Consider the following 25,225-nt stretch of genomic DNA (forward strand, 5'->3'; position numbering starts at 1 on the left):
TGCCCAGAACGAGACGGAGTTTCGTCGTCAGCCCTTCCAGATGACCGACTGTTCGTGACGGCGGATCAGCTCGGCCAAGGCCGCGAAGCCCTTCGCGACGGAATCGGAGAACGCCGTCGCGGCCGGCGACTGCGGGCTGCCGGCGAGCCGGAGAACGCCGAGCGCGCGATCCGGGTGCGGCACGCGCAGCGGCAGCGCCGTGATCTCGCGCTCCTTGCGATAGGCGAAGACGACGCCGTGCGGGAGGATGGTGAGTGCATCGGTGCGTTTCAAATAGTTCATCGCGCTCGCCAGCGAGCCGCCGACATAGGGGACGTTGACGCCTGTGGATCCGAATGACAGCAGCAGCGCGCGCATGTCGGCCTGCAGCGGACTGTTCGGTGGCGGCGCGATCCAGGGATAGTCGAGGATCTCCGGCCCCCTCAGCTTGCGCTTCATCAGCAGCGGATGGGTGACCCGGCAGGCAACGACGTTGCGCCCGGGCAGGATCGACTGGAACTCGAGATCGTCACCGTCCAGCACATCGACCGGGCAGATCGCGAGATCGACTCGGTCAGCGCGGATCGCGTCCTGCAGGTCCGGCATGTAACCGTAGCTCTGGATCACGCGCACGTCCGGACGGGCGTTGTGAAACTCGGCGATCAGGCCGGAGATGAGACCGTCCATGAAGAACGGCGTGCCGGCAACGCGCACGGTGCCGGCGAGGCCGTGGCGGAAATTGTCGATCAGCTCGGACGCCTTGCGGGAGGCCAGCAGCATGGCCTGGCCGTGATCGGCGAGCGCCCGGCCGAACGGGGTCGGCCGCAGCGGCCGGCGGCCTTTCACGAACAGCGGCTCGCCCAACCGCTTTTCCAGCGTAGCAAGCGTGCGGGACACGGCCGGTTGCGTCATGCCGAGCAATGCAGCGCCCTCGGTGACGCCGCCTGCGTTGATGACGGCCGCGAGCTGCACGAGGTGGCGTTCGTCGATCTTCATAGCAAATTGCTATATTATCTCCTGCAGAAATCATCAACGCCCCGGCCGGGTCCTGCTACCGTTCTCGTAAACGGGAAATTGTCTCCGGGGAGGGACGATGCGGCAGGAGCTGCCCATCGATCGCAGTGGCGAACGGCCGGGCGAGGCCATGGCGGAACGCATCACGCGGGCCGGGAACGGCCGGCTTCCTACCGGCATGATGGCGATCGTCGGCCACATTCATCAGCTCATCCGCGAGCTTCGTCCGACCAGGACCGAGTGGCGCGAGGTCATGGCGTATCTTGCGGCCGTCGGCGACGCCACGACCGACAACCGCCAGGAATGGGTGCTGCTGGCCGATCTGATCGGCGCGACCGCGCTGGTCGAGGACATCAACAGCCGCCGTCCTCCCGGAGCCACCCCGAATGCGCCACGCGGGCCATTCTATCGTGCGGACGCGCCGCGACGGGCGAATGGCGCAAACATCTGTCTCGACGGTGTCGGCGAGACGCTCGCGGTTGCGGGCAGGGTGGTCGACCTCGACGGTCATCCGATTGCCGGCGCCGTCGTTGAGACTTGGCAGGCCAACGGGCAGGGCTTCTTCGAGAACCAGCAGCCGGACGAGCAGCCCGACTGCAATCTCCGCGGCATCTTCACGGCCGATTCCAACGGCGCGTTCGACTATCTCACCGTGAAGCCGGCGAGCTACGCGGTGCCCATCGACGGTCCCGCGGGCCGGCTGCTCGGCCAGCTTGGTTGTTCGCTGCGGCGCCCCGCCAGCATCCACTTCATCATCTCGGCCGACGGCTTCGAGCCGATCACGACGCAGCTGTTCGATCGCGCCGACGCCACCGAAGATGCGTTGCATTGCGTGAAGCCCAGCCTGCTCGCCGACCTCAAGCCGACCCGGCGCAAGGACGTACCCTGGAGCCTCGCCTTCACCTTCGTGATGGCGCGCGCGCCGAAGACGCGGAGCATGACATGACCAGCACACGCGCCTTCGTCTTCCCAGGCATTCGCTCGCGCGTCGTGTTCGGCGCGGGCACTCTGTCCCAGCTTGGAGCCGAGATGGAGCGGCTGGGTCGCAAGCGCGCGCTGCTGCTGGCGACGCCGCAGCAGCGCAGCGACATCGATGCGCTGGCTGACCGGCTTGGCAGCGCCACGGCTGGCGTCTTCGCCGGCGCTGTGATGCACACGCCGGTCGACGTCACGCGCGCGGCTGTTGTGGCCTACGAGCAGAGTGGGGCGGATTGCGTGATCGCGCTCGGCGGCGGCTCGTCGATCGGACTCGGCAAGGCGATTGCGCTGCGCACCGGCGCCGATCAGATCGCGATTCCGACCACCTATGCCGGCTCCGAGATGACCGACATCCTCGGTGAGACCAGCGGTGGTGAGAAGAGCACGCGGCGCGATCCCGCGATTCTGCCGGAGACGGTGATCTACGACGTCGATCTGTCGCTGACCCTGCCGAAGGACATGACGGTCTCGTCCGGGCTGAATGCGATCGCGCACGCCGCCGAAGCGCTCTACGCGCCGGATCGCAATCCGATCCTGTCGCTGATGGCGGCCGATGCGATCGGAGCGTTCGCGAACGCGCTGCCTGCCGTCATCGCGAACCCCACTGACGAGAGCGCGCGTGCCGATGCGCTCTATGGCGCATGGCTTTGCGGCGCAACGCTCGGCGGCGCCTCGATGGCGCTGCATCACAAGCTCTGCCACACGCTGGGCGGCAGCTTCGACACGCCGCATGCACAGACCCATGCGATCCTGCTGCCGCACACGATCGGCTTCAATGCCGCGGTTGCCGCCGATCTGCTGGCGCCGGTGTCGCTTGCGCTCGGCGGCGCGACGCCAGGCAAGGCGCTGCATCGCTTCGCCGTGCAACTCGGCGCGCCGACGCGGCTGAAGGATCTCGGACTGACCGAGCCTGATCTCGACCAGGCGGCGGCGATCGCGGTGAAGAACCCCTATTCCAATCCGCGGCCGTTCAGCCAGGCCGACATCCGCGCGCTGCTGCAGGACGCCTGGGCAGGCACAGAACCACCGCTTTAGATCGATCGTTACGTAAGAAATAAAACAGGGAGGAAACGACACATGATCACGCGACGAAGGCTTCTCGAGACTGCGGCTGTCGGCGGCCTGCTGTCCGCCACCGATACGATCTTCAGGCCCGCGCTCGCGGCCGGGAAGGCGGCCAAGATCGGCTATGTCAGCCCGCAGAGCGGCCCGCTCGCGGCCTTCGCCGAGGCCGACAAGTTCATCATCGACGGCTTCAACGCCGCTGCGAAGGCGGCCGGCCTGCAGGTCCAGGTCGTCGTCAAGGACAGCCAGTCCAATCCGAACCGCGCCGCCGAGGTCGCCAAGGAGCTGATCGTCAGCGACAAGGTCAACCTGATGCTCGTCGCCTCGACGCCGGAGACGACCAACCCGGTGTCGACGACCTGCGAGTCCGAAGGCCTGCCGTGCATCTCGACCGTCGCGCCGTGGCAGCCCTGGTTCATCGGCCAGCAGGGCAATCCCGGCGATCCCGCCTCGTGGAAGCCGTTCAGCTCGAGCTATCACTTCTTCTGGGGCCTGGAGGACGTCATCGCCGTCTTCACCAACATGTGGGCCCAGCTGACCACCAACAAGCAGGTCGGCGGCCTCTTCCCGAATGACGGCGACGGCAATGCCTGGGGCGATCCGAAGGTCGGCTTTCCGCCGGTGCTGACCGAGAAGGGCTACAAGCTGATCGATCCCGGCCGCTATCAGAACCTGTCGGACGACTTCTCCGCCCAGATCAACGCGTTCAAGTCGGGCAATGTCGAGGTGATCACGGGCGTGATGATCCCGCCGGACTTCACCACGTTCTGGAATCAGGCCAAGCAGAAGGGCTTTACACCGAAGATCGCCTCGATCGGCAAGGCGCTGCTGTTCCCGCAGGCGGTCGAGGCGCTCGGCAAGCAGGGGCACAATCTCTCCTCTGAAGTCTGGTGGACGCCGAGCCATCCGTTCAAGTCGTCGCTGACCGGCGCTTCCGCCAAAGAGCTCGCCGACGGCTTCACCGCCGCGACGAAGCGGCCGTGGACGCAGCCGATCGGCTTCGTGCATGCGCTGTTCGAGATCGCAGCCGATGTACTGAAGCGCGTCGATGATCCGACCAATGCCGACAAGATGACGGCAGCGGTCGCGGCCACCAAGCTCGACACCATCGTCGGTCCGATCGCATGGAACGGCGCCAAGCTGCCGCCGTTCGCCGCGAAGAACGTCTGCAAGACGCCGCTGGTCGGCGGCCAGTGGCGGCTCAAGGATGGCGGCGGCTACGACCTCGTCATCACCGACAACAAGACGGCGCCCAACATTCCCGCTGGCGGGAAGATGGAGCCGATCGCCTGATCGACGAGCGGAGCAACCGGCGTGCCCATTCTCCAACTCGATCACGTGGCGAAGCGATTCGGCGCGTTGAAGGTCACGGATGACGTGACCTTTGACGTCGCGCCGGGCGAGGCGCTGGGCATCATCGGACCGAACGGCGCCGGCAAGTCGACGCTGTTCAACCTGATCACCGGCAATCTGCGCGTCGACGCCGGCCGCGTGTCGTTCGACGGTGTCGACGTCACGCGGATGCCGCCGATGGCGCGCTGCCATGCCGGGATCGGACGCACGTTCCAGATCCCGCAGCCATTCGAGAAGCTGACCGTGTTCGAGAATTTGGTGGTGGCGGCGGCGATGGGATCGCGCAAGGCGGAATCCGAGGTCACCGATCGCTGCGCCGATATCCTGGTGCAGACGGGGTTGATCGACCGCGCCAACACGCTCGCCGGCGGGCTCGGTCTCCTGCAGCGCAAGCGGCTCGAGCTGGCGCGCGCGCTCGCCACCGATCCGAAACTGCTGCTGCTCGACGAGATCGCCGGCGGCCTCACCGAAGCCGAATGCCGGTCGCTGGTGGAGACCGTCCGCGCCATCCATGCCTCCGGCGTAACCATCGTGTGGATCGAGCACGTGCTGCATGCGCTGAACGCCGTGGTGCAGCGGCTGCTGGTGCTCAATTTCGGCAAGGTGATCGGCATCGGCAAGCCGGACGAGATCATGGCCTCCAGCGCCGTGCGCGAGATCTATCTGGGGATCGAGGTCTGATGGCATTGCTCGAAACCCATGGGCTGACGGCCTTCTATCGCGACTTCCAGGCCCTGTTCGGCGTCGACCTGACGCTGGAGGCGGGCGAGACGATTGCCATCGTCGGCGCCAACGGCGCGGGCAAGTCGACCTTGATGCGCTCAATCTCGGGCGTGCTGCGCAACGGCGCCGATCAGATCCTGTTCGACGGACGTCCGATCGGCGCGCTTGATGCGCCCGACGTGATGAGCCTCGGCATCGCGATGGTGCCGGAGGGACGCAGGCTGTTTCCGTCGCTGTCGGTCGAGGAAAATCTGCTGATCGGCCGCTATGGCCGGGCGATGAAGGGGCCATGGTCGCTGGAGACGATCTATCGGTTGTTTCCCGTGCTGAAGGAACGGTGCCACACGCCGGGCACCGCGCTGTCGGGCGGACAGCAGCAGATGGTCGCCATCGGCCGCGCATTGATGTCGAACCCGCGCATCTTGCTGTGTGACGAGCTGAGCCTCGGGCTCGCGCCGATCATCATCAAGGACATCTACGCCGCCTTTCCCGCGATCCGCGCCAGCGGCGCGTCGATCGTGATCGTCGAGCAGGACATCGGCCAGGCGATGAAGGTCGCCGATCGGCTGTACTGCATGATGGAGGGGCGCGTGACCCTGAGCGGCCGGCCCGCGGAGCTCAGCCGCGAGGCGATCCACGCCGCATATTTCGGAGTACACGCATGAGCTGGGCGGATACCATCCTCCAGGGCGTGCTGCTCGGCGGCCTCTATGCGCTGTTCGCCGCCGGGCTGTCGCTGGTGTTCGGCATCATGCGGCTGGTGAACCTCGCGCATGGCGATCTGATCGTGCTCGCGGCCTATCTGATCCTGGTACTCGTCAGCGGGCTCGGTCTTCATCCATTCCTCGCCGTCCTGATCGCGATGCCGCTGATGTTCGGCGTCGGCTGGCTGCTGCAATCCTACGTGCTCAACCGCACGCTCGGCCCCGACATCCTGCCGCCGCTGCTCGTCACCTTCGGCCTCTCGGTGGTGCTGCAGAATGGCTTGCTGCAGGCCTATTCCGCCGACAGCCGCCGCATTCCGGCAGGCTCGCTTGAGACTGCGTCGGTCGCGATCGGGCCGTTCAATGTCGGCGTCATGCCGATGCTGACCTTCGCGTCGGCGGTCGCCGTGATCCTGATCCTCAATCGTGTGCTCTACGGCACCGAGCTCGGCCGCGCCTTCCGCGCCACGTCGGACGACGCCACCACCGCCGGGCTGATGGGCATCCGGCCCAACCGGACGTTTGCAGTGGCGACCGGCATCGCGATGGCGATCGTCGCGATCGCCGCAGTGTTTCTCGGCACCCGCGCCAATTTCGATCCGACCATCGGCCCGGCGCGCCTGATCTATGCGTTCGAAGCCGTCATCATGGGCGGGCTCGGCTCGCTCTGGGGTACCTTGGCCGGCGGCGTCGTGCTCGGCGTGGCGCAGACGGTCGGCGGCGCGATCAATCCGGAATGGCAGATCCTCGCCGGTCACATCGCCTTCGTGCTGGTGCTGCTGGCCCGTCCACGCGGCTTCTTCCCGCGCGCGGTCGATTGAGAGGGCAGGCCGATGCACGGGCGAACCATCCCCTGGCGTGTCGAGACGAGGACCAAGGCCTCGACCGCCTTCGCAATGATCGCGGCACTCATCGTCGTCGCCGGCATCATTGCGCCTATCTATCTGCAGCGCTCGACCTTGCAGGATCTGTTCTTCATCCTGACCATGCTGGTGCTGGCGCAGAGCTGGAACCTGCTCGCGGGGTATGCCGGCCTCGTCTCCGTCGGCCAGCAGGCCTTCGTCGGCCTCGGCGCCTACGCGATGTTCGCGGGCGTCGTGCTGCTGAAGCTCGATCCGATGGTTTCGATCCTGCTCGGCGGCGTGGCTGCGGCTGCGCTCGCCATCCCCGCCGGCTTCTTCGCCTTCCGCCTGCAGGGGGCATACTTCGCGATCGGCACCTGGGTGGTCGCGGAGATCGTCCGGCTCGTCGTCGCGCAATGGAAGACGCTCGGCGGCGGCACCGGCACGTCGCTGCCGGGCGCGGCGACCCGCGCGATGTTCGGCACCGATATCGTGCAGCGCCTGCTCGGCATCCGGCCGGCGCAGGCGGTGGACGTCATCTGCTACTGGCTGGCGCTGCTGCTCGCGGTCGCGACGATCTTCACGGTGTACCGCCTCCTGCGCTCGCGCCATGGGCTTGCGCTCGCCTCCGTCCGCGACAATCAGGAGGCGGCGCGCGCCATCGGCGTCGATGCGCGGCGGCTGAAGGCGATGGTCTATCTGACCAGTGCTTTCCTGACCGGTCTCGTCGGCGCGCTGATCTACGTGCAGAAGGCGCGCATCTCGCCGGACGCAGCCTTCTCGGTGATCGACTGGACCGCCTATGTGATCTTCATCGTCGTCATCGGCGGGATCGGCACCATCGAGGGGCCGATCGTCGGCGTGCTGATCTTCTTCGCGCTGCAGAAGCTGCTCGCCGATTTCGGCTCGCTGTATCTGCTGGCGCTCGGTCTGATCGGCATCGTCATCATGCTGTTCGCGCCGCAAGGATTGTGGGGTCTGTTCGCAAGCCGGACCGGCATCCAGCTGCTGCCGGTCCGCCGCCTCCTTCGCGGCGGACCGCTCGACAATTGACAACAAACGACAGGGAGGGGCCCGATGGCCGACATCACGACAGACGTTCTCATCATCGGTACCGGTCCGGCCGGCTCGGCCGCGGCGGCGCTGCTGTCCACCTATGGCGTCGAGAACATGGTGGTCAACCGCTATCGTTGGCTCGCCAACACGCCGCGCGCGCACATCACCAACCAGCGCACGATGGAGGTGCTGCGCGACCTCGGCCGCGACGTCGAGGACGAGGCCTACATGTTCGCCTCGCAGCAGGACATCATGGGCGAGAACGTGTTCTGCACCTCGCTGGCCGGCGAGGAGATCGGCCGGCTCCAGACCTGGGGCAATCACCCGCTGTCGCGCGCCGAGCACCAGCTGTCGTCGCCGTCGAAGATGAACGACCTGCCGCAGACCTACATGGAGCCGCTGCTGTTCAAGACGGCCTGCTCGCGTGGCACGCAGGCGCGGATGTCGACGGTGTATGAGAGCCACGTCCAGGACGAAGACGGCGTGACCACGACGCTGCTCGACCGGCTGACCGGCAAGACCTTCACGGTGCGCTCGAAATATCTGATCGGCGCCGACGGCGGCAACTCGCTGGTCGCCCAGCATGCCGGCCTGCCGTTCGAGGGCAAGATGGGCGTCGGCGGCTCGATGAACATCCTGTTCAAAGCCGATCTGTCGCGCTACGTCGCGCACCGGCCGTCGGTGCTGTATTGGGTGGTGCAGCCCGGTGCCGATGTCGGGGGCATCGGCATGGGGCTGGTGCGCATGGTCCGGCCCTGGAACGAGTGGCTGATCGTGTGGGGCTACGACATCAACCAGCCGGCGCCGGAGGTCGACGAGGCCTTTGCGATCAAGGTCGCCCGCGACCTCGTGGGCGACCAGGAGCTGCAGATCGAGCTGCAGTCGGTGTCGACCTGGACGGTCAACAACATGTATGCGACACGAACCTCGAACGGCCGCGTGTTCTGCATGGGCGACGCCATCCATCGTCACCCGCCGTCGAACGGACTGGGCTCGAACACCTCGATCCAGGACGCCTTCAACCTGGCCTGGAAGCTTGCTTACGTCATCAAGGACCGGGCCAGTCCGAAGCTGCTCGACAGCTACACGATCGAGCGCGCCCCGATCGCCAAGCAGATCGTGACCCGCGCCAACAAGTCCATCGAGGAGTTCGGGCCGATCTTCCAGGCGCTCGGCCTGCTCGACTCGATCGATCCGGTGAAGATGCAGCAGAACATGGACGCACGCTGCGATCGCACCGAGGACGCCGAACGGCAGCGCGCAAAAATTCGTGCGACCATCGCCAGCAAGGTCTATGAGTTCGACGCCCATGGCGTCGAGATGAACCACCGCTATCGCTCGGATGCCGTCGTGACCGACGGACAGGCTGAGCCGGCGTTCACCCGGGATCCCGAGCTGCACTTTCAGCAGACCACATGGCCCGGCGCGCGCCTGCCGCACGCCTGGCTGTTCGGCAAGGATGGCAGCAAGATCTCCACGCTCGATCTCGCTGGCCACGGCAAGTTCGCCGTGCTGACCGGCATCGGCGGCGAGGCCTGGGCTGCGGCGGCGAAGAAGCTCGGCCAGGAGCTCGGCATCGAGATCGACGCGCATGTGATCGGCCCACGCCAGATCTGGCAGGACCTGAACGGCGACTGGGCGCGCCTGCGCGAGGTGAGGGATGGCGGCATCGTGCTGACGCGTCCGGATCAGCACGTGTGCTGGCGGCGTGAGACGATGGCTGAGGATCCGGTTGCGGAGCTGCGCCGCGTCTTCAAGCAGATTCTTTCGAACTGATGCGGAAAGGACGACCTCATGGATGATCATGAGCAGGGCTATTTCACCGAAGAGAACTCCGCCGAGGTCGTGATCGGCCGCAACAAGAACGCCAGGGACGCGCGGCTGAAGGAGGTGATGGCCGTCATCACCCGCAAGCTGCACGAGGCGGTAAAGGAGATCGAGCCTACCCAGCAGGAGTGGTTCGAGGCGATCATGTTCCTGACCCGGACCGGTCAGATGTGCACCGACTGGCGTCAGGAGTTCATCCTGCTGTCGGATGTTCTCGGCGTCTCGATGCTGGTCGATGCGATCAATCATCGCAAGCCTGCCGGGGCGTCGGAGAGCACCGTGCTCGGGCCGTTCTACGTGCACGACGCGCCGGAGCTGCCGCTCGGCAGCAACATCTGCCTCGACCGCAAGGGCGAGGACATGGTGATCTCTGGCGTCATCCGCGACACCGCGGGAAAGCCGATCCCGAAAGCCAAGCTCGATGTCTGGCAGACCAACGACGACGGCTTCTACGACGTGCAGCAGAAGGGTTTGCAGCCGGACTTCAATCTTCGCGGCGTGTTCCGCACCGATGAGAGTGGACGCTACTGGTTCCGTGCCGTGAAGCCGCGGTTCTACCCGATCCCAGATGATGGCCCGGTCGGTCAGCTCCTGGGTAAGCTCGGCCGCCATCCCTACAGGCCGGCGCATCTGCACTTCATCATCTCGGCCGACGGGTTCGAGCCGCTGACGACCCACATCTTCGATCCCGACGATCGCTACATCGATTCTGATGCCGTGTTCGGCGTCAAGAAGAGCCTGCTTGCAAGCTTCGAGAAGGTCGATGACCAGGAACGTGCGCGGCAATTGGAGTTTGCCAATCCGTTCTGGGAAACCTGTTTCGATTTCACTCTTACGCCCCAAGAAACAAGGTGAGCGCGGCGAGGCGTTCATCCGCGCGACTTTCGCGGGACACGGGCTGACGTCTTGCGGCGCGGTGCGCGGGACTTCGCCGTGTCTCGCTGTGTGGCATCGACGCGCTTGAGCGCCGCAAGGAATCGGACCGCTGCGGTCAATATCCGGCCGGGCCGGATCTCCTGCTTGTAGACGAGCCGGGATCGCGCGTCGCCGCCCCGACGCAGTCCCGCAGAAGCGGAAGGCCTCAGCCGGGCCGCGATGCCTGACGTGCCGACATCGAGCCGCGCGATTCCGAGGGCACGGCTGTCGACGCCGATCCGGGCTGTTGCGATCAGATGGCTGGCTTCGGGCGGCAGCTCGCCGAACCGGAGCTCAATGTCATCCTCGATCGCGTCGATCTCCGCCGAGGTTTCGGCGTGAGCCAGCTGCGCGTAGACGTCGAGCCGCGTGGCCTCGTCCTTCACATAATCCGGGGGCAGGAATGCGGAGCAATCGATGCGCAGCTCCGGAAACCACATGTCGACGGCGCGGTGGGGCCGTCCCTGCAGCGCCCGTGACAGCAGCTCGTGATAGAGGGCAGGCCCGAACACCTGGACATGGCCGGCCTGTTGCTCGGACAGCAGATCGCCAGCGCCGCGCAGGTCGAGATCCCGTGCGCTGATCTGAAATCCGGCGCCGGCGAAGCTGAGCTCCTGCAGCGCCGCTAATCGCTTCTCGGCCTCGTTCTCCCGGACGTCCGCGAACAGATAGGCGAAGGCGCGCGTGCCGCCGCGGCCCACTCGCCCGCGCAACTGGTGCAGCTGGGACAATCCGAAATGTTCCGCGCCCGTAATCAGGATCGTGTTGGCGCGAGGGATGTCCAGACCATTCTCGACAATGTTGGTGGCCAAGAGGATGTCGGCCTTGCCCGCCACGAACCGCATCATCTGCGCGTCGATGTCGCGCGCCGGCATGCGACCATGAATCACGGCGACGCCGAGCTCGGGGACGACGCGGCGGAGGCGCTCCTGCATCGGAGCGAGATCCTTGATGCGCGGACAGATTACGAAGCTTTGGCCGCCTCGCCGGTGCTCCCGGCGCAGCGCGATCGACAGCGTGGCGTCGAGCAGCGGCTCGACCTTGGTCACGACCGGGCGGCGCTGCACAGGCGGCGTGGCGATGATGCTGAGATCGCGCAAGCCGGCCATGGCGCCCGCCATCGTGCGCGGGATCGGGGTTGCACTCATCGTCAGCGTGTGGACGCCTGCCCGCAACCGAGAGAGCCTGGCCTTGTCGGCGGCCCCGAAATGCTGCTCCTCGTCGATGATGACCAGGCCGAGATCGGCAAATCGGACGTCGTCCGCGGCCAGCGCCGTCGTTCCGACGACGAGTTTGAGCGTGCCGTCCGCAAGCTGCCGCTTCGTGCTGCGTGCATCGGCCGCGGACGACAGCCGCGAGAGATGTCCGACGTCGATCCCGAACGGCGCGAAGCGCTTCGTGAAGGTCTGGACGTGCTGGGCGGCAAGCACCGTGGTCGGAACGATCAGCGCAACCTGACGGCCGGAGAACACGGTCGCCGCGGCGGCGCGCAAGGCGACTTCCGTCTTGCCGAAGCCGACGTCGCCGCACACGATCCGGTCCATGGGATGACCGGCGCCGAGGTCTCTCAGCACATCCTCGATTGCTGAAGCCTGATCCGGCGTGGCGAGATAAGGAAAGCGCGCCACGAAGCGCTCGTAGTCCACCGCGGAAGCGACAATGCGCGGCGCCTCGGTCCGACGACGGGCGCGGATCTGCTCGGACAGCGTCTCGGCGGTTCGGTCGATCTCGCCCTCGGCCTGCAGGCAGCGAGCCGCCCACGATCGGCCATCGGCATCGTCGAGCCGGACCCCGCTCGGATCGCGCGCGTAGGGCCAGATGAGCGCAAGTTCGGCGATCGGCAGCAGGATGGCCTCGCCATTGGCGAAGACAAGCCGGATCATTTCGCGAGTGCTGACATCCGCCGCCGAGACGAGTTCAAGTCCATCCAACACGGCAAGGCCACGCTGGAGATGGATGACGGCGCTTCCCGGCAGTGGCCTCGTCTCCATGCCCGCGGCTGCGGCCTGCCGCGCCATCGGCTGGAGATGCCGGGCTCGGCTGCCGAGCACCTCGGCTGCAGTGATGACGGCGAGCGGGCGGTTGTCACCGGTCATGAAGCCACGATCGAGATCGACCAGCAGCGAAGTGATCGCATCGCCTCGCGTTCGTACGGCCGTCGCCCAATCGGCGCGTCTCTCGGTCGTCACTCCGGCCAGGCGCTGCATGCGCTGCAGATCGTGCTCGTCGGCCGCCGTGAACATCATCCGGACGCCCCGCCGCCTGCAGCTTTCGATGAAGCGTCGTAGCGCCGTCTTGGCCGATCGCTGCTGGGCGAAAAGGGGAATCAGCTCAGTATCGCCCGTCGCCGGCAGGACCGAGGCGGCGCGCAACGCGTGATCCCAGGCGCTGCGATCGATGAAGTCGCGGCTGCGACGCGCCTGATCGACCTCGCTCCCGTCGAGCGCGGCAAGCCGCGTCTCCGCGCGGTCCGGAACGGCGCTGTCGACGATGATCTCGGTGCCGTTGAGATAGACGAAGATGTCGTCCAGGCCGGCTTCCTCACAGAGGCCGCGCTCCGACATGGGATCGATCACCAGCGTGTCGGCGGCTGCGATCTCGTCCTGATGCAGGGGATCGAAGAAATGGATGGCGCTGATCACGCCGTCGGCATGGCCGATCCTGACCGGCCCGAGTGCACCGGCCGGAAACAACTCGGTCGTCTGGCCATGAGACAGGACGCCGCCCGGGTCATCGGGCGGTTCATCAGGCGCATATCCCAGTGCGACCAGCGAGCGGCGAAACATCTCCAGGTCGATCGACTGCCCGACCTCGATGCGCAGGCAGGCATCGGCCCAGCACCGCGGTGGCGGAACGCGCGGCAGCATGGCGTCGACCGTCGCGATCAGCATCGGCGCGCCCGCACGCTCGGCCAGCCGCCGCAGCACATGGGCGCGACGTCCGGAGCGTTCGCGCGAAGGCGCGGTGTCGTCGAAGGGCAGCGTATCGAAACGCGGCAGCACGACAACGCCGCAGCCAGGGTCCATCGCATGAAGCGCGGCGGCGATGCGTTCGGCGCGCGTTTCGTCGCTTGCGATGAAGACCAGGCCGCCCGACTTCGCGCGCTGCCAGAGCTGGAGCAGACGCGCCGCGAGCAAACCGAACGGCGCGTCGGATGCCGGCAGTTGCCGCGTTTGCTTTCGCGCGGACGCGTCCGGAATGACAGTCGATGTCTTGGATTTGCGCTGTGCTGTGGACTTGGCCATCCCCAACCAAACACGGCGTGCGCGATGAGAGTTCCGGCGCCGATTGCCGATCTCATGGGTCGTGGGACATCAGCCAGCCCGATCGGCCGCGCGTGAGGCTTGTCGCCCGCGTCCGGCATGGTTCGACTTCTCGGCATGCGCATCACCCTCTCGCGGCGCGCAGGACGCGTCCGAGTTGATCGGGATGTTGGCCCTCGGAGATCATGAGGGCGCGGGGAATGCCGGGCGCTGGCCGCACCCATGGCCCGCCTGCAGAAAGAAAAGCAGGCGGCAGTCACCACAGGTTCAGCCGAGACATCCGGCATTCCCCGCGCGATGGTTGGGCGGCTTATACGCACTCTCCCCGGGGACCGAGCTGTCTTGCCCCCGTCACGGATGGATCATCGTCACCATCCGCTTGGCCTCAGCGTCGGGAGGCCAGGACCATGCGACTTCGCCGGCGCGCGGTCTCGTTCGTCCGCATGGCCTCAAGCCACGCTGCGAAACCCTCGCACCCACCGCATCCCCCCCCGCGCGTCGTGACGATCGCGATGCGCCCCTCATGGCGAGGCGGGACGGACGCAGATAAGCATGAATTCCGAAAAAGCGAAAGTGAAATATTTTGCGTGACGGGACTGGACAGGGCAAATCAGCTTGAAGATGCGGAAGAAATGAGTTTCTCCGGCAGCGCCGCTCCCGGCTTCAAACCCCATGGTGAGGAGCGGCGAAGACGCATTCGGGCGATGCTCTCGCATCGTGCCCAGAACGGGGAGGGCGCAGTAGGGGCCTCTCCCCTCGAGACGCCCGCCTTTGGCGGGCTCCTCAGAGGGTGAGGAGCGGACATGGCACCTTGGAACATGATGAGTCGAGGAGGTCGCGCGCACTCCAGATGGTTCTGAACCCCTGTGCGGCCTCAGAAAATGTGCGATCCGTTGGAACCTCCGGCCTGACTGACGATTGGGCGGCAATGGGGACGGCGATCTCCCCACGAGGCGACATGCCCAAGCATCGCGTCCTGATCACCAAGGGCGCAGCATGTCCGACATCAGCTCTTCTCACCCGGAAAATGGTCTTCAGTCGAGACGTGCTGCGACAGCCGCCGTGCGTGTCGATTGCGCAGATCCACGGCTGATCGCTTGGCGACATGACGGGCTGGCGTCACACGGCGCAAGGCGCCCGCAGTGGTCAGATCACCCAGCGAAACTGATCATGAGGAGTAGCACGATGAAGCCAACCATCTGGGCTCTGCTGAGCATTGCGGTCTGCCTGTCTGCCTTTCGCGCCGATCCCTTGACCCCCGCCTACGGCCAAGACGCTGACTGGCAGCGGGTGGACGAGACCTTGGGCCGCAAGCCGGCGATTTCCGAGGATGTCCGACGCTATGGCTTTCCCCGCAGCGATCTCTCGGTCACGCTGGATGGCGTCACGATCAAGCCCGCGCTGGCCCTTGGCGGTTGGGTTGCCTTCAAGCCTGCCCATGGCGGCGCCATGGTGATGGGCGACCTCGTTCTCCTCGAGACCGAGATCAATCCGGTGATGGCGAAGATGATCGCGGGGGGTCTCGAGATCACCGCCGTGCACAATCATTTGCTGCGCGCGAACCCGGCGACATTCTACATGCACGTCGCCGGCCACGGGGACGCTCTCAAGCTGGCTTTAGCGATCCGCGATGCGTTGGCGGAGAGCAAAACGCCGTTGACCGGAGCGGCGCCGGCGAGCTCGCCGCCCGCCGTCGATCTCGACACGACGAAGCTCGATCGCATCATCGGCGTCAAAGGCCAGGCCAATGGCGGCGTCTATCAGTTCAATGTCAAGCGACGCGACCCGATTACGCAAGGCGGCCAGCCGTTGACCCCCGTCGCGCCGATGGGGGTGGCAATCGGCATCAACTTCCAGCCGACCGGCGACGGCAAGGCCGCGGTCACAGGCGATTTTGTCCTCACCAGCGACGAAGTGAATCCGGTGATCCTGGCGTTGCGCACCCACGGCATCGAGGTGACGGCATTGCACAGCCACATGTTGGATGAGCAGCCGCGGTTGTTCTTCATGCACTTCTGGGCGAACGATGACGCGGTCAAGCTGGCCGAAGGCCTGCGTGCAGCGCTCGACAAGACCGCCAGCACGAAAAGCTGAGTTGTCTGCAGAGAGGGTGTCGGTTGCGAGATCATCGCCAAGGCGTTGGACGATGCGAGCTGATCGCGGACCTCGCCTGCCCGAGAGGCGGAATAGCGCGCCGCCAGCTTCAACCCAAAGCGCGCGGGATGAACTCCCGCGCGACCATCAACGCGCTGTCCTCGCACAACTCCAGCGCCAGCTTCTGCGCCAGCATGACGTCGCCGGCCGGCAGGTCGCCGACCGGCACGAAGCAGATGCCACGGCGGGTGCGGCCGCGCTCGTCGAGCAGGCAGACATTCATGGCCGAGCCTGTGAAGATCCGATAGCGGCGGCCGCTGTCGGAGCCGGTGACGTCGAAATAGCCGCGCGAGGAAAACTGCTTCCATTGCGCCGGCGTCAGCCATTGCTGCAACAGGCGCCGCGCGCGGCCGGCCGGCGTTCGATCGGCGCGATGATGGCAGAACAGACGGCGCACCGCGCGCCGGCGCCGCAGGGCGCGTTGCTCCGATCGGAGAACGCCGAACATCACCGCTGCTGTCAGCCGCCGACGAGCCGCGGGAAGAACACGCATTCCTCCACGCGCGGGTCGAACGAGCGGATGATCTCCACGCGCCCCGGCGCGACGCGGGCTGCCGCGGTGAAGCCGCGTCCCGTCAGCTGCCGGAAGCGCCGCTCGGCGTCCGCGACTTCAGCCGCGCTGGCCGGATCGAACGGGTAGCGGCTGTCGCCTGTTCGATCCATCACGATCTGGACTGCCATGGAGCGTCTCCCTGAGGAATGCACCTCGCTACGTCTTGGAGCGCAACCGGCGCCGGGCGGAAGAGTTCCTGTCCGCTGCTGGTTGGCCGCGAGGCAGGGACTCTGCTCGACGAGATGCCGCGGGAAGGGAGGGGGCTTCCGGGCCGGATCGACCTAGGAGGGTTGGATAACGTCATGCACTCCGGGCAAACGGGCGCTTCGTGCAACGTGTTGCGTCCGGCTTCTGCGCATGGCCCCGACGGCCGCTGAATTGTGCTCGGTGTCGAGAAGGCCTGGCGTGCACCGGCGAGACGGCGCTGATCGCCGAGCAATGGGGCGGGCGCGAGCCCGCCGAACACAGCGCGTGTCGCCCAGCTTTTGTCACCTTGCAGCTCACGCGTGCCGGCGGCGTCCCGATGTCGCCCCTTTGCGAACATCCCGGCGTGTTGGCGAACGAGTGACAACGCCACATTTCGCGTTCTACCTTAAAGCGATTCCAGCGGCCGCAGTGCCGAATTCAATTGATCGGCATGCGACGATCAGCATGATTCGGCTCTCGATTGTCTTTGTAGAACGTCCTTGTCGTTGTGAATCCATCGGTCCCATTTGGAACTCAGAGCAGATGAGCGTCGAGGACGTCGTCGCGTGTGAGCTTTGGTCTGCTTCTGATCGTTTCTGGATTTTTCGCAATTTGATCGTGAGGCGATTCGATCGTGAGGCGATGCATCTCACGTACGGCTGAGACGTCGATGGACGCGGCCGGGCGTGGGCGCCTCGGTCCGGTGGTGAAGCAGGGTGGGTTCGAGCAAAATGCGGTTGTGGGTTCAGGTGCACACATGGACGTCGCTTGTCAGCATGATCTTTCTGCTGATGTTGTGTCTGACCGGGCTGCCGCTCATCTTCCATGACGAGATCAATCATCTTCTCGAAGACGAGATCTCTGCGCCTGCAATGCCGGCCGATACGCCCGTTCTGCCGCTCGACCGATTGATCGCGTCGGCGCGGCAGCAGCAGCCGAAGCAGCACGTGCTGTTCGTCAGCCTGAAAGCGGCCGAGCCGCTCGTCGTGGTCGCGATGTCGCCGACTCCGATCCCGGTGCCGGGACAGCTTCATCGCCTGACGGTGGATGCGCGCACCGGCGCCATCCTCGGCGACGAGGCGCCGCATCAGGACGCCATGGACGTGATTCTGCGCATCCACCGGGACATGTTCACGGGACTGCCGGGTGAGCTGTTCCTCGGATTGATGGGCCTCGTCTTCGCGGCCTCGATCGTGTCCGGCGTCGTGGTGTATTGGCCGTTCATGCGGCGGCTGCAGTTCGGAACCGTGCGGGATCGCTCGACGCGTCTGAAATGGCTCGACCTGCACAATCTGCTCGGCATCGTCACGGTGAGCTGGACGCTCGCGGTGGGGCTCACCGGGACCATCAACACGCTCGCCGTGCCGCTGTCGGATCTCTGGCGCGCCCAGACCATGCCGGCGCTGCTCGCTCCCCATCAGGGCAAGCCGCTCGCTGAGGCGAAGTCGGTCGAGGCCGCAGTCGACGCGGTTCGCACCGCCTATCCGGATCGGCTCGTGGCATCGGTGACCTTGCCGACTGCGACGCGGTTCGGCAGCCCTCAGCATGTCATCGTCTGGACAAAAGGCAGGACGCCGTTCACGGCGCGCATGTTCTCGCCTGTCATGGTGGATGCGCAGGACAGCACCAAGATGATCGCGCCGGCACTGTCCTGGTACCTGCGCGCGCTGCAGGTGTCGCGGCCGCTGCATTTCGGTGATTATGGCGGGCTTCCCCTGAAGATCATCTGGGCCTTGCTCGACATCATCACCATCATCGTGCTGTCGAGCGGTCTCTATCTATGGGTGGCGAAGCGGCGGGGCAGCCGACGCAGATCGTCGAGCGTCGTGGCCGCGACTGCGGCGACGGTGTCGCCATGAGCTCGTCCGCGGCGCCGTCGCCGCGCTCCGTGCAGCTCTCGGCGTGGCAGGTGTTTCGCGCGCCGCTGCTGATCGGGCTCGTTGCCGCGGCCGGCCTCTCGTTCGGATTGTTCGGCGACGGCGTTTGGGACGGTCTGTGCTGGCTCGGACTGTCGATCCCGATTCTGCTGTCGCTGATCTATGGCGCACGCTGGAAGTCAGGCCTCGAGCCCGCGCAGCGCGTTCAGGCTGAGGCCCGCGGAAGCGGTTCGAAATAGCCGCGCCGTTCCAGCCGAGAGCCGCCTCGCGCGATCGCGGTCGGGACGCGACGGGGCGGCCGCGGCATCCGATCAGAACCTCATCTCGATCATCGACCTCAGACTGTCGTCCTGCAACGATTGCAGCGCTCTTACAGATTCGGCGATCCGCCGAGGCTCGCTTCAGTGTGGGCGCCGCGCGTTGCGCGCAGCCCTCGCGTACATTCAGACACAGAGTGCGGCCGATGGCCGCAAATAAGACGGCATCCGTCGCGTGTGGGGTCAGTCTGAAGCAGATCTGAATCAAGAGTTTGTATAACTAACAGCTCAACGTCGTCTGACGAATTGTCCTATCTGCATGGGTAGCATGAGCAGGAGTCTTGGCGTGGGCTGAGCAGGTCAGTCACGCCTCGCCGCTCCCAATCTCTGCGCTTCTTTTGAAGTCTTCGAAAAATCTGCCGTGCAGGAAATCCTGCTGTAGCGGCAACCTCTTGAATCGCCAGTCGCGATGGAAATGTCGCTCGTTAGACATCTTCTACGTGGTCCGACGCCATCCTCGGATACCTGTGTGTTAGGAGCGCCGATGAACCAAGTTTGAAGTTGGAATGATCGGGGTGACGGAATGAGTTGTTGCGTGAAGGATAGAGACGTCAGGTGGAGCGTTTCGTTGGGATGTGTGAGCTCGCTGGCGCTCACGCTGGGTATCGGAGGCATTCCGCAGGCATATGCGCAGACCAAGCTTCCCGACGTGACGGTCGAGGCGCCGAAGCCGAAGACCACCAGGCAGACCACGCAAAGGAGCCAGGCGACCTCGACGCGCAACGTGCAGCGACGGGTCGCGGCGCGCAATCTGCCTCCGAGGGCGCCGGTGCCCTACGTGACGCCCTCCACCGGAACGATCGGCGCGCCACCGTCGCCCTATGCCGGCGGCCAGGTCGCCAGCGGGGGCGGGCTCGGCCTGCTCGGCAACCGCGGCGTGATGGACACGCCGTTCAACCAGACGAGCTTCACCTCGCAACTGATCCAGAACCAGCAGGCCCGCACCATCCGCGACGTGCTGATCAACGATCCCTCGGTGCGCACGATCCAGGCCGCCGGCGGCGGCGCCGACAGCCTGTTCATCCGCGGCTTCTACTACGACAGCGGCGACTACGCCTTGAACGGCCTGGCTGGAATTGCGCCGTATTATTCGACGGGCGCCAACTTCATCGAACGCGTCGAGCTGCTGAAGGGCCCGGCGGCTCTGCTCAATGGCATGACGGTGGGCGGCACCGGTGCATCGAGTGGCGGCGCGGTCGGTGGCAGCGTCAACCTGGTGACGAAGCATGCGCCCGAGACGGATATCACGCAGCTGACGACGACTTACGCCTCGAAATCGCAGTTCGGCGAACAGGTCGACGTCAGCCGCCGCTATGGCGAGCACAAGGAATGGGGTGTCCGGCTGAACAGCACCTATTCGAACGGCAACACGGCTTGGGACCGTCAGAAGGACGAGTTCGGCAATGCCCATCTCGCCGTCGACTATCACGGCGATAACGTGCGGATCGACGCGGATGTCGGCTACCAGGCCGATCAACTGAACCCGCCGCTGCGATTCTTCACCATCGGCGCGACCACGACCAGCATTCCGGCGCCGCCCTCGGCGGGCACCAATTTCCAGGTGCCGTGGGCGTACTACGCTCCGACCGACTTCTTCTCGACGGTGAAAGGCGAGGTCGATCTCAATGACCGCATCACCGCCTATGCGGGATTCGGCTATCACGACAGCAACATCAACTACCGCTATCCCTCGCCGGTGATCTCCAACAATGGCAATTTGAGCGGTCTGCCGTTGTCCGGGAGCGAAACCTATCAGACCTTTGCGGGCGAGGCCGGGCTCCGAATGACGGTCGACACCGGGCCGGTGAACCACGCCCTCAATGTCGGCTATTCCGTCACCGATCGTACCTATACCCAGCGCGTCGTGACCGCAGCGACCATCCCGGCGACGGCGTGGAACCTTTATGCCGATCCGAGCAATATCGCGCTGCCGGGATTCTCTTCCGCTCTGGCAGCCAATCAGCAGGTCGGCGCCAATCTGTGGAGCATCGGCGTCTCCGACACCATGTCGCTGCTGGACAAGCGGATCCAGCTGACGGTCGGCGCACGGCGGCAAACGGCGGGCACGGAGGTCGCGAACTATCTTCCCAATGGCGTGAGCCGGCCTTTCGCGGATACATCGGTCTGGACGCCGGCCTATGCGCTCGTGGTGAAGCCGGTCCAGAACGTCTCGCTCTACGCCAACTATATCGAGGGCCTGCAGACGCCAGCCGTCGTGACCGGCAATTTCACCAATGTGGGCACGGTGTTTCCGCCCGGCCAGACCAAGCAGGTCGAGGCCGGCATCAAGGTCGATTTCGGCCGCATCACGACCACTGTCAGCGCCTTCGATATCTCGCGGCCGAGCATCATCAGCGTGACAGCTGCGGGCGCGACGCAGGCGACTCAGGTGCTCAACGGCCTGCAGCGCAACACCGGCGCCGAGTTCAACGTGTTCGGCGAGGTCATGCCGACGCTGCGGCTGCTCGGGGGCGTCGCCTATACGCACGGCGTCCAGGAGAAGACCCAGGGAGGAGCGACTGACGGCAAGCGCGCGATCGGCGTGCCGGAGCTCACCGTCAACCTCGGCGCCGAGTGGGATACGCCATTTGTACGCGATCTGACCCTGACCGGGCGCTTCGTCTATACCGGCGCGCAATACGTCAACGCCGCAAATACGCTGTCGTTGCCGGATTGGACGCGGGTCGATCTTGGCGCGCGCTACACGTTCAAGTCACCATGGAATGGCAAGCCGATCGTGGTCAGGGGCAGCGTCGAGAACGTTTTCAATACGGCGTATTGGGCGTCGGCCTATAGCGGCGTGATCACCCTGGGTGCACCGCGCACCTATCTCGTCTCGACCACCTTCAACTTCTGAGGTCGGGCGCCGGCGCACCAGTGGGATCAGCGACGTGCAGGCCCAATTCGAACGGCCGGCACGTCGCGCGGTCCGCAGGCGCGGCTGAGTGCGGGAGTGGGACATGGCTGGGCCGCATCTGCCTGAGCGGATCGTGACTCTTTTTTTATCCAGTGATTACGCGCGGCTGGTCGGCGCGACGGTGTCCGAGCAGCTCGACTACATCGTCGACATCGCCTCGCTGCATACGCGCGACGAGCTGTTGCGCCGCCTGGGGCTCAATCGCGTCGTGGTGCGGCAGGTCGAGACGTGGCTCGGCTCTCACGGACGCCGCCTGCGCCGTCCGACCGAGAGCATCGACGTCGCGATGTGCGGATTGGAGTTCCGCAAACGGCGCATCCGGAGGTCGCGGCTGGGCGCGCGCCGGCGACGGCTGGATCCCAAGGCCGCTGCCGGGACGACGCCCTCCAAGGAGCCAGGCTGACGATCTCACCGGCGGATCGGCCGCAGGGGGATCTCCCGGCTCGTCCCATGGCCGTCCGGTTTTCCGGACGGTCCTCCATGCCCGTTTCCGAAAGTCCAGACGCGCGACCGGCCGCAGCCGCCGGTCGCGACCGCGTGGGCCGGCAAATATCAGCCATTTGAGGGAGATGCGGACTTCTCCCAGCCGTTCCCCGCAGCTGGCACGGATGCTGCTTTACGTGCCCCCAAACGAGCGCCAGCTCCAGAACAACGACGCGAGGGGACGTCCGGATGCCAGCTCACAGCCATCCCTGACCTGAGACGACCAGCCGGGCGTTTGCGCCCGCGCATCGCGTGTTCGCCGGATGCCGGCGGCTGCGCTTCTGGACGTGTGACTTCGGCATGCAGGGGAGACCAAGATGACGATTGCGGACGCGAACGACCTGGATCCGCAGGAAACCCGCGAATGGCTCGAGGCGCTGGCGGCGGTGCGCGGTCATCGCGGCGATGAGCGCGCCCGCTTCATCGTCAAGGCCGTGCTCGACGCGGCGCGGCGTGACGGCCTGCCGGTCGGTCAGTCGCTGACCACGCCCTATTGCAACACGATCCCCGTGAACCAGCAGCCGGCGCTGCCCGGCGATCGCGCGCTGGAGCACAAGCTCCGCTCGATCATCCGCTGGAATGCGCTGGCGATCGTGCTGCGCGCCAACAAGGAGAGCTCGGAGCTCGGCGGCCACATCGCGAGCTTCCAGTCGGCGGCCACGCTCTACGACATCGGCTTTGGCCATTTCTGGCACGCTCCGACGGACACGCATGGCGGTGATCTCATCTTCGTGCAGGGCCACAGCTCGCCCGGCATCTACGCGCGCGCCTTTCTCGAAGGTCGCTTGACCGAGGACCAACTGCTCGGATTCCGCCAGGAGACCGGCGGCAAGGGGTTGTCGAGCTATCCGCATCCCTGGCTGATGCCGGACTTCTGGCAGTTTCCAACGGTGTCGATGGGACTCGGACCGCTGGTCGCGATCTATCAGGCGCGCTTCCTGAAATATCTCGAGAACCACAAGCTCGCCGAGACCGCCAACCGCAAGGTCTGGGCGTTCATGGGCGACGGCGAAACCGACGAGCCGGAATCGCTCGGCGCGATCTCGCTCGCCGGCCGCGAGAAGCTCGACAACCTGATCTTCGTCATCAACTGCAATCTGCAGCGGCTCGACGGTCCGGTGCGCGGCAACGGCAAGATCGTGCAGGAACTGGAGAGCGTGTTCCGCGGGGCGGGGTGGAACGTCATCAAGGTGCTGTGGGGCTCGGGCTGGGACCGCCTGCTGCAGCAGGACAAGACCGGTCTATTGCTGAAGCGCATGGAGGAGTGCGTCGACGGCGAGTACCAGGACTTCAAGAGCAAGAGCGGCGCCTATATCCGCGAGCACTTCTTCGGCAAGTATGAGGAGCTGAAGCAGCTCGTCGCCGACATGAGCGACGACGAGATCTGGAAGCTCACCCGCGGCGGCCATGATCCGGAGAAGGTGTTCGCGGCCTATGCGGCGGCGGTCAATCACAAGGGGCAGCCGACCGTCATCCTGCCGAAGACGGTGAAGGGCTACGGCATGGGTGAATCCGGCGAAGGCCAGATGATCGCGCACCAGGCCAAGAAGATGACCCAGGACGCGCTGCGCGGCTTCCGCGACCGCTTCCAGGTGCCGGTCGCCGACGAGGATCTCGCCAAGGTGCCGTTCATCCGGCCGGCCGAGAACAGCCCGGAGATGCAATATCTCCACGCCCAGCGCGCGCGTCTCGGCGGCAGCCTGCCGCAGCGCCGGCGCAAATCGGCGTCGCTGCCGATCCCGCCGCTGTCCACGTTCCAGCGCCTGCTCGACGCGACCGGCGAGCGCGAGATCTCGACCACCATGGCGTTCGTGCAGATGCTCGGCACGCTGGTGCGCGACAAGGCGATCGGCAAGCACATCGTGCCGATCGTGCCCGACGAATCCCGCACCTTCGGCATGGAGGGCATGTTCCGCCAGCTCGGCATCTACTCCTCCGTCGGCCAGCTGTACCGGCCGCAGGACGCCGACCAGCTGATGTATTACCGCGAGGACAAGACCGGCCAAGTGCTGCAGGAAGGCATCAACGAGGGCGGCGCGATGTCGAGCTGGATCGTCGCGGCGACGTCCTACAGCACCAACAACGTGCCGATGATCCCGTTCTACATCTACTATTCGATGTTCGGCCTGCAGCGCGTCGGCGATCTCGCCTGGCTCGCCGGCGATATGCGCGCCCGCGGCTTCCTGCTCGGCGGCACGGCCGGGCGCACCACCCTGAACGGCGAGGGCCTGCAGCACGAGGATGGCCACAGTCACATCCTGGCGGCAACCGTTCCGAACTGCGTGTCCTACGACCCGACCTTCGCCTATGAGGTCGTCACCATCGTCCGCGAGGGTATGCGCCGCATGTACGAGGCGCAGGAGGATGTCTATTACTATATCACCTTGATGAACGAGAACTACCCGCATCCGGCGCTGGCGGAAGCCGGCGAGGGCGCGGAGCAGGGCATTCTCAAGGGGCTTTATCTGCTCAAGAACGGAGGCGAGGCGAACGCCGCGGCGCCTCGCGTGCAACTGATGGGCTCGGGCACGATCCTGCGCGAGGTGATCGCGGCCGCCGAGCTGCTCAAGACCGATTTCGGCGTCGTCGCCGACGTCTGGAGCGCGACCAGCTTCAACGAGCTGCGCCGCGACGGCATGGCGGCGGAGCGCTGGAACCTGCTGCATCCGACCGAGCCGCGCCGCAAGAGCTGGGTCGAGGCACAGCTCGACGGGCATGCCGGCCCGGTCGTCGCCTCGACCGACTACATGCGCAACTATCCGGACCAGATCCGCGAATACGTCCACGCCGCCGGCCGCCGCTACGTCGTGCTCGGCACCGACGGCTTTGGCCGCAGCGACTATCGCGTCAAGCTCCGGCGCTTCTTCGAGGTCGACCGGCATTACGTCGCCATCGCTGCGCTCAAGGCGCTGGCCGATGACGGCCGCATCAAGCCGGAGACCGTCGCCGCGGCGATTGCGAAATATCAGATCGATGCCGGGTGCGCTGCGCCCTGGACCCTCTAGACGCAGCGAGCCGA

Annotated in this window: 19 protein-coding genes; 15 read left to right on the plus strand and 4 right to left on the minus strand. The window is 65.8% G+C overall.

The genetic code is table 11. The features are described from left to right. Positions 1-27: 27 nt before the first annotated feature. Positions 28-975 (minus strand): LysR family transcriptional regulator, encoded by a 948-nt coding sequence (locus BRAO375_RS03375; RefSeq protein WP_009026050.1) that lies wholly within the window; start codon positions 973-975, stop codon positions 28-30. 97 nt (positions 976-1,072) lie between these two features. Between BRAO375_RS03375 and BRAO375_RS03380 the strand changes: the two genes are divergently transcribed. The 9 genes from BRAO375_RS03380 to BRAO375_RS03420 are packed head-to-tail and all read left to right on the plus strand — an operon-like array spanning position 1,073 to position 10,396. Then, complete coding sequence (locus BRAO375_RS03380; protein WP_052536043.1) at positions 1,073-1,939, plus strand: dioxygenase family protein; 867 nt, start codon at positions 1,073-1,075, stop codon at positions 1,937-1,939. After that, entirely contained in the window at positions 1,936-3,006 is a 1,071-nt protein-coding gene (locus tag BRAO375_RS03385; protein WP_009026052.1) for a maleylacetate reductase, read from the plus strand. Before BRAO375_RS03380 ends, BRAO375_RS03385 begins: the two co-directional genes overlap by 4 nt. A 42-nt stretch (positions 3,007-3,048) precedes the next feature. Continuing rightward, complete coding sequence (locus tag BRAO375_RS03390; RefSeq protein WP_009026053.1) at positions 3,049-4,329, plus strand: ABC transporter substrate-binding protein; 1,281 nt, start codon at positions 3,049-3,051, stop codon at positions 4,327-4,329. A 21-nt stretch (positions 4,330-4,350) separates the two neighbouring features. Continuing rightward, entirely contained in the window at positions 4,351-5,070 is a 720-nt protein-coding gene (locus BRAO375_RS03395; RefSeq protein ID WP_009026054.1) for an ABC transporter ATP-binding protein, read from the plus strand. Beyond that, on the plus strand, positions 5,070-5,777 hold the full coding sequence (locus BRAO375_RS03400; RefSeq protein WP_009026055.1) for an ABC transporter ATP-binding protein: 708 nt from the start codon (positions 5,070-5,072) through the stop codon (positions 5,775-5,777). The genes BRAO375_RS03395 and BRAO375_RS03400 overlap by 1 nt, the downstream gene beginning before the upstream one ends. Continuing rightward, positions 5,774-6,637: a branched-chain amino acid ABC transporter permease gene (locus tag BRAO375_RS03405; protein WP_009026056.1), complete on the plus strand. Its 864-nt coding sequence runs from the start codon at positions 5,774-5,776 to the stop codon at positions 6,635-6,637. The genes BRAO375_RS03400 and BRAO375_RS03405 overlap by 4 nt, the downstream gene beginning before the upstream one ends. Positions 6,638-6,649: 12 nt before the next feature. Then, entirely contained in the window at positions 6,650-7,711 is a 1,062-nt protein-coding gene (locus BRAO375_RS03410; protein ID WP_009026057.1) for a branched-chain amino acid ABC transporter permease, read from the plus strand. A 24-nt stretch (positions 7,712-7,735) separates the two neighbouring features. Next, positions 7,736-9,490 carry an FAD-dependent oxidoreductase gene (locus BRAO375_RS03415; RefSeq protein WP_009026058.1) on the plus strand — a complete coding sequence of 585 codons (1,755 nt, stop codon included), beginning with the start codon at positions 7,736-7,738 and terminating at the stop codon, positions 9,488-9,490. Between the two features lie 18 nt (positions 9,491-9,508). Then, positions 9,509-10,396 (plus strand): intradiol ring-cleavage dioxygenase, encoded by an 888-nt coding sequence (locus tag BRAO375_RS03420; protein ID WP_009026059.1) that lies wholly within the window; start codon positions 9,509-9,511, stop codon positions 10,394-10,396. 14 nt (positions 10,397-10,410) lie between these two features. On the opposite strand, the gene BRAO375_RS03425 is transcribed toward BRAO375_RS03420, so the two are convergent. Further along, positions 10,411-13,701, minus strand: a complete 3,291-nt coding sequence (locus BRAO375_RS03425; protein ID WP_009026060.1) for a DEAD/DEAH box helicase — start codon at positions 13,699-13,701, stop codon at positions 10,411-10,413. A gap of 1,203 nt (positions 13,702-14,904) precedes the next feature. Between BRAO375_RS03425 and BRAO375_RS03430 the strand changes: the two genes are divergently transcribed. After that, positions 14,905-15,813, plus strand: coding sequence for a DUF1259 domain-containing protein (locus tag BRAO375_RS03430; protein WP_009026061.1), 909 nt, complete (start codon positions 14,905-14,907; stop codon positions 15,811-15,813). A 109-nt stretch (positions 15,814-15,922) separates the two neighbouring features. Here BRAO375_RS03430 and BRAO375_RS03435 read toward each other — a convergent pair whose 3' ends face one another. Both BRAO375_RS03435 and BRAO375_RS03440 read right to left on the minus strand, forming a co-directional pair. Continuing rightward, positions 15,923-16,321, minus strand: coding sequence for a hypothetical protein (locus BRAO375_RS03435; RefSeq protein ID WP_009026062.1), 399 nt, complete (start codon positions 16,319-16,321; stop codon positions 15,923-15,925). Positions 16,322-16,332: 11 nt separating this feature from the next. After that, a complete protein-coding gene (locus BRAO375_RS03440) occupies positions 16,333-16,554 on the minus strand; it encodes a hypothetical protein (protein WP_035638733.1) in 222 nt (73 codons plus the stop codon). A 789-nt stretch (positions 16,555-17,343) separates the two neighbouring features. Between BRAO375_RS03440 and BRAO375_RS03445 the strand changes: the two genes are divergently transcribed. The 5 genes from BRAO375_RS03445 to aceE all read left to right on the plus strand — a co-directional run bounded on the left by BRAO375_RS03445 (position 17,344) and on the right by aceE (position 25,211). Further along, positions 17,344-18,471: a PepSY-associated TM helix domain-containing protein gene (locus BRAO375_RS03445; RefSeq protein ID WP_009026065.1), complete on the plus strand. Its 1,128-nt coding sequence runs from the start codon at positions 17,344-17,346 to the stop codon at positions 18,469-18,471. After that, on the plus strand, positions 18,468-18,728 hold the full coding sequence (locus BRAO375_RS03450) for a hypothetical protein (RefSeq protein ID WP_035638736.1): 261 nt from the start codon (positions 18,468-18,470) through the stop codon (positions 18,726-18,728). Before BRAO375_RS03445 ends, BRAO375_RS03450 begins: the two co-directional genes overlap by 4 nt. Before the next feature lie 601 nt (positions 18,729-19,329). Then, complete coding sequence (locus BRAO375_RS03455) at positions 19,330-21,663, plus strand: TonB-dependent receptor (RefSeq protein ID WP_035638739.1); 2,334 nt, start codon at positions 19,330-19,332, stop codon at positions 21,661-21,663. A 103-nt stretch (positions 21,664-21,766) separates the two neighbouring features. Next, entirely contained in the window at positions 21,767-22,126 is a 360-nt protein-coding gene (locus BRAO375_RS03460) for a hypothetical protein (RefSeq protein ID WP_244423109.1), read from the plus strand. A gap of 397 nt (positions 22,127-22,523) precedes the next feature. Further along, positions 22,524-25,211 carry a pyruvate dehydrogenase (acetyl-transferring), homodimeric type gene (aceE, locus tag BRAO375_RS03465; protein WP_009026069.1) on the plus strand — a complete coding sequence of 896 codons (2,688 nt, stop codon included), beginning with the start codon at positions 22,524-22,526 and terminating at the stop codon, positions 25,209-25,211. The last annotated feature ends 14 nt before the right edge of the window (positions 25,212-25,225 follow it).

Source organism: Bradyrhizobium sp. ORS 375, assembly GCF_000239775.1.
Taxonomy (GTDB): domain Bacteria; phylum Pseudomonadota; class Alphaproteobacteria; order Rhizobiales; family Xanthobacteraceae; genus Bradyrhizobium.

What these genes read in the sequence shown, in the direction of transcription:
- BRAO375_RS03420 (WP_009026059.1), top strand. Translation starts at nt 9,509, where the DNA reads ATGGATGATCATGAGCAGGGCTATTTCACCGAAGAGAACTCCGCCGAG.
- BRAO375_RS03380 (WP_052536043.1), top strand. Translation starts at nt 1,073, where the DNA reads ATGCGGCAGGAGCTGCCCATCGATCGCAGTGGCGAACGGCCGGGCGAG.
- BRAO375_RS03400 (WP_009026055.1), top strand. Translation starts at nt 5,070, where the DNA reads ATGGCATTGCTCGAAACCCATGGGCTGACGGCCTTCTATCGCGACTTC.
- BRAO375_RS03390 (WP_009026053.1), top strand. Translation starts at nt 3,049, where the DNA reads ATGATCACGCGACGAAGGCTTCTCGAGACTGCGGCTGTCGGCGGCCTG.
- BRAO375_RS03415 (WP_009026058.1), top strand. Translation starts at nt 7,736, where the DNA reads ATGGCCGACATCACGACAGACGTTCTCATCATCGGTACCGGTCCGGCC.
- BRAO375_RS03440 (WP_035638733.1), bottom strand. Translation starts at nt 16,554, where the DNA reads ATGGCAGTCCAGATCGTGATGGATCGAACAGGCGACAGCCGCTACCCG.
- BRAO375_RS03445 (WP_009026065.1), top strand. Translation starts at nt 17,344, where the DNA reads ATGCGGTTGTGGGTTCAGGTGCACACATGGACGTCGCTTGTCAGCATG.
- BRAO375_RS03410 (WP_009026057.1), top strand. Translation starts at nt 6,650, where the DNA reads ATGCACGGGCGAACCATCCCCTGGCGTGTCGAGACGAGGACCAAGGCC.
- BRAO375_RS03430 (WP_009026061.1), top strand. Translation starts at nt 14,905, where the DNA reads ATGAAGCCAACCATCTGGGCTCTGCTGAGCATTGCGGTCTGCCTGTCT.
- BRAO375_RS03405 (WP_009026056.1), top strand. Translation starts at nt 5,774, where the DNA reads ATGAGCTGGGCGGATACCATCCTCCAGGGCGTGCTGCTCGGCGGCCTC.
- BRAO375_RS03460 (WP_244423109.1), top strand. Translation starts at nt 21,767, where the DNA reads ATGGCTGGGCCGCATCTGCCTGAGCGGATCGTGACTCTTTTTTTATCC.
- BRAO375_RS03450 (WP_035638736.1), top strand. Translation starts at nt 18,468, where the DNA reads ATGAGCTCGTCCGCGGCGCCGTCGCCGCGCTCCGTGCAGCTCTCGGCG.
- BRAO375_RS03435 (WP_009026062.1), bottom strand. Translation starts at nt 16,321, where the DNA reads ATGTTCGGCGTTCTCCGATCGGAGCAACGCGCCCTGCGGCGCCGGCGC.
- BRAO375_RS03385 (WP_009026052.1), top strand. Translation starts at nt 1,936, where the DNA reads ATGACCAGCACACGCGCCTTCGTCTTCCCAGGCATTCGCTCGCGCGTC.
- BRAO375_RS03425 (WP_009026060.1), bottom strand. Translation starts at nt 13,701, where the DNA reads ATGGCCAAGTCCACAGCACAGCGCAAATCCAAGACATCGACTGTCATT.
- aceE (WP_009026069.1), top strand. Translation starts at nt 22,524, where the DNA reads ATGACGATTGCGGACGCGAACGACCTGGATCCGCAGGAAACCCGCGAA.
- BRAO375_RS03375 (WP_009026050.1), bottom strand. Translation starts at nt 975, where the DNA reads ATGAAGATCGACGAACGCCACCTCGTGCAGCTCGCGGCCGTCATCAAC.
- BRAO375_RS03455 (WP_035638739.1), top strand. Translation starts at nt 19,330, where the DNA reads ATGAGTTGTTGCGTGAAGGATAGAGACGTCAGGTGGAGCGTTTCGTTG.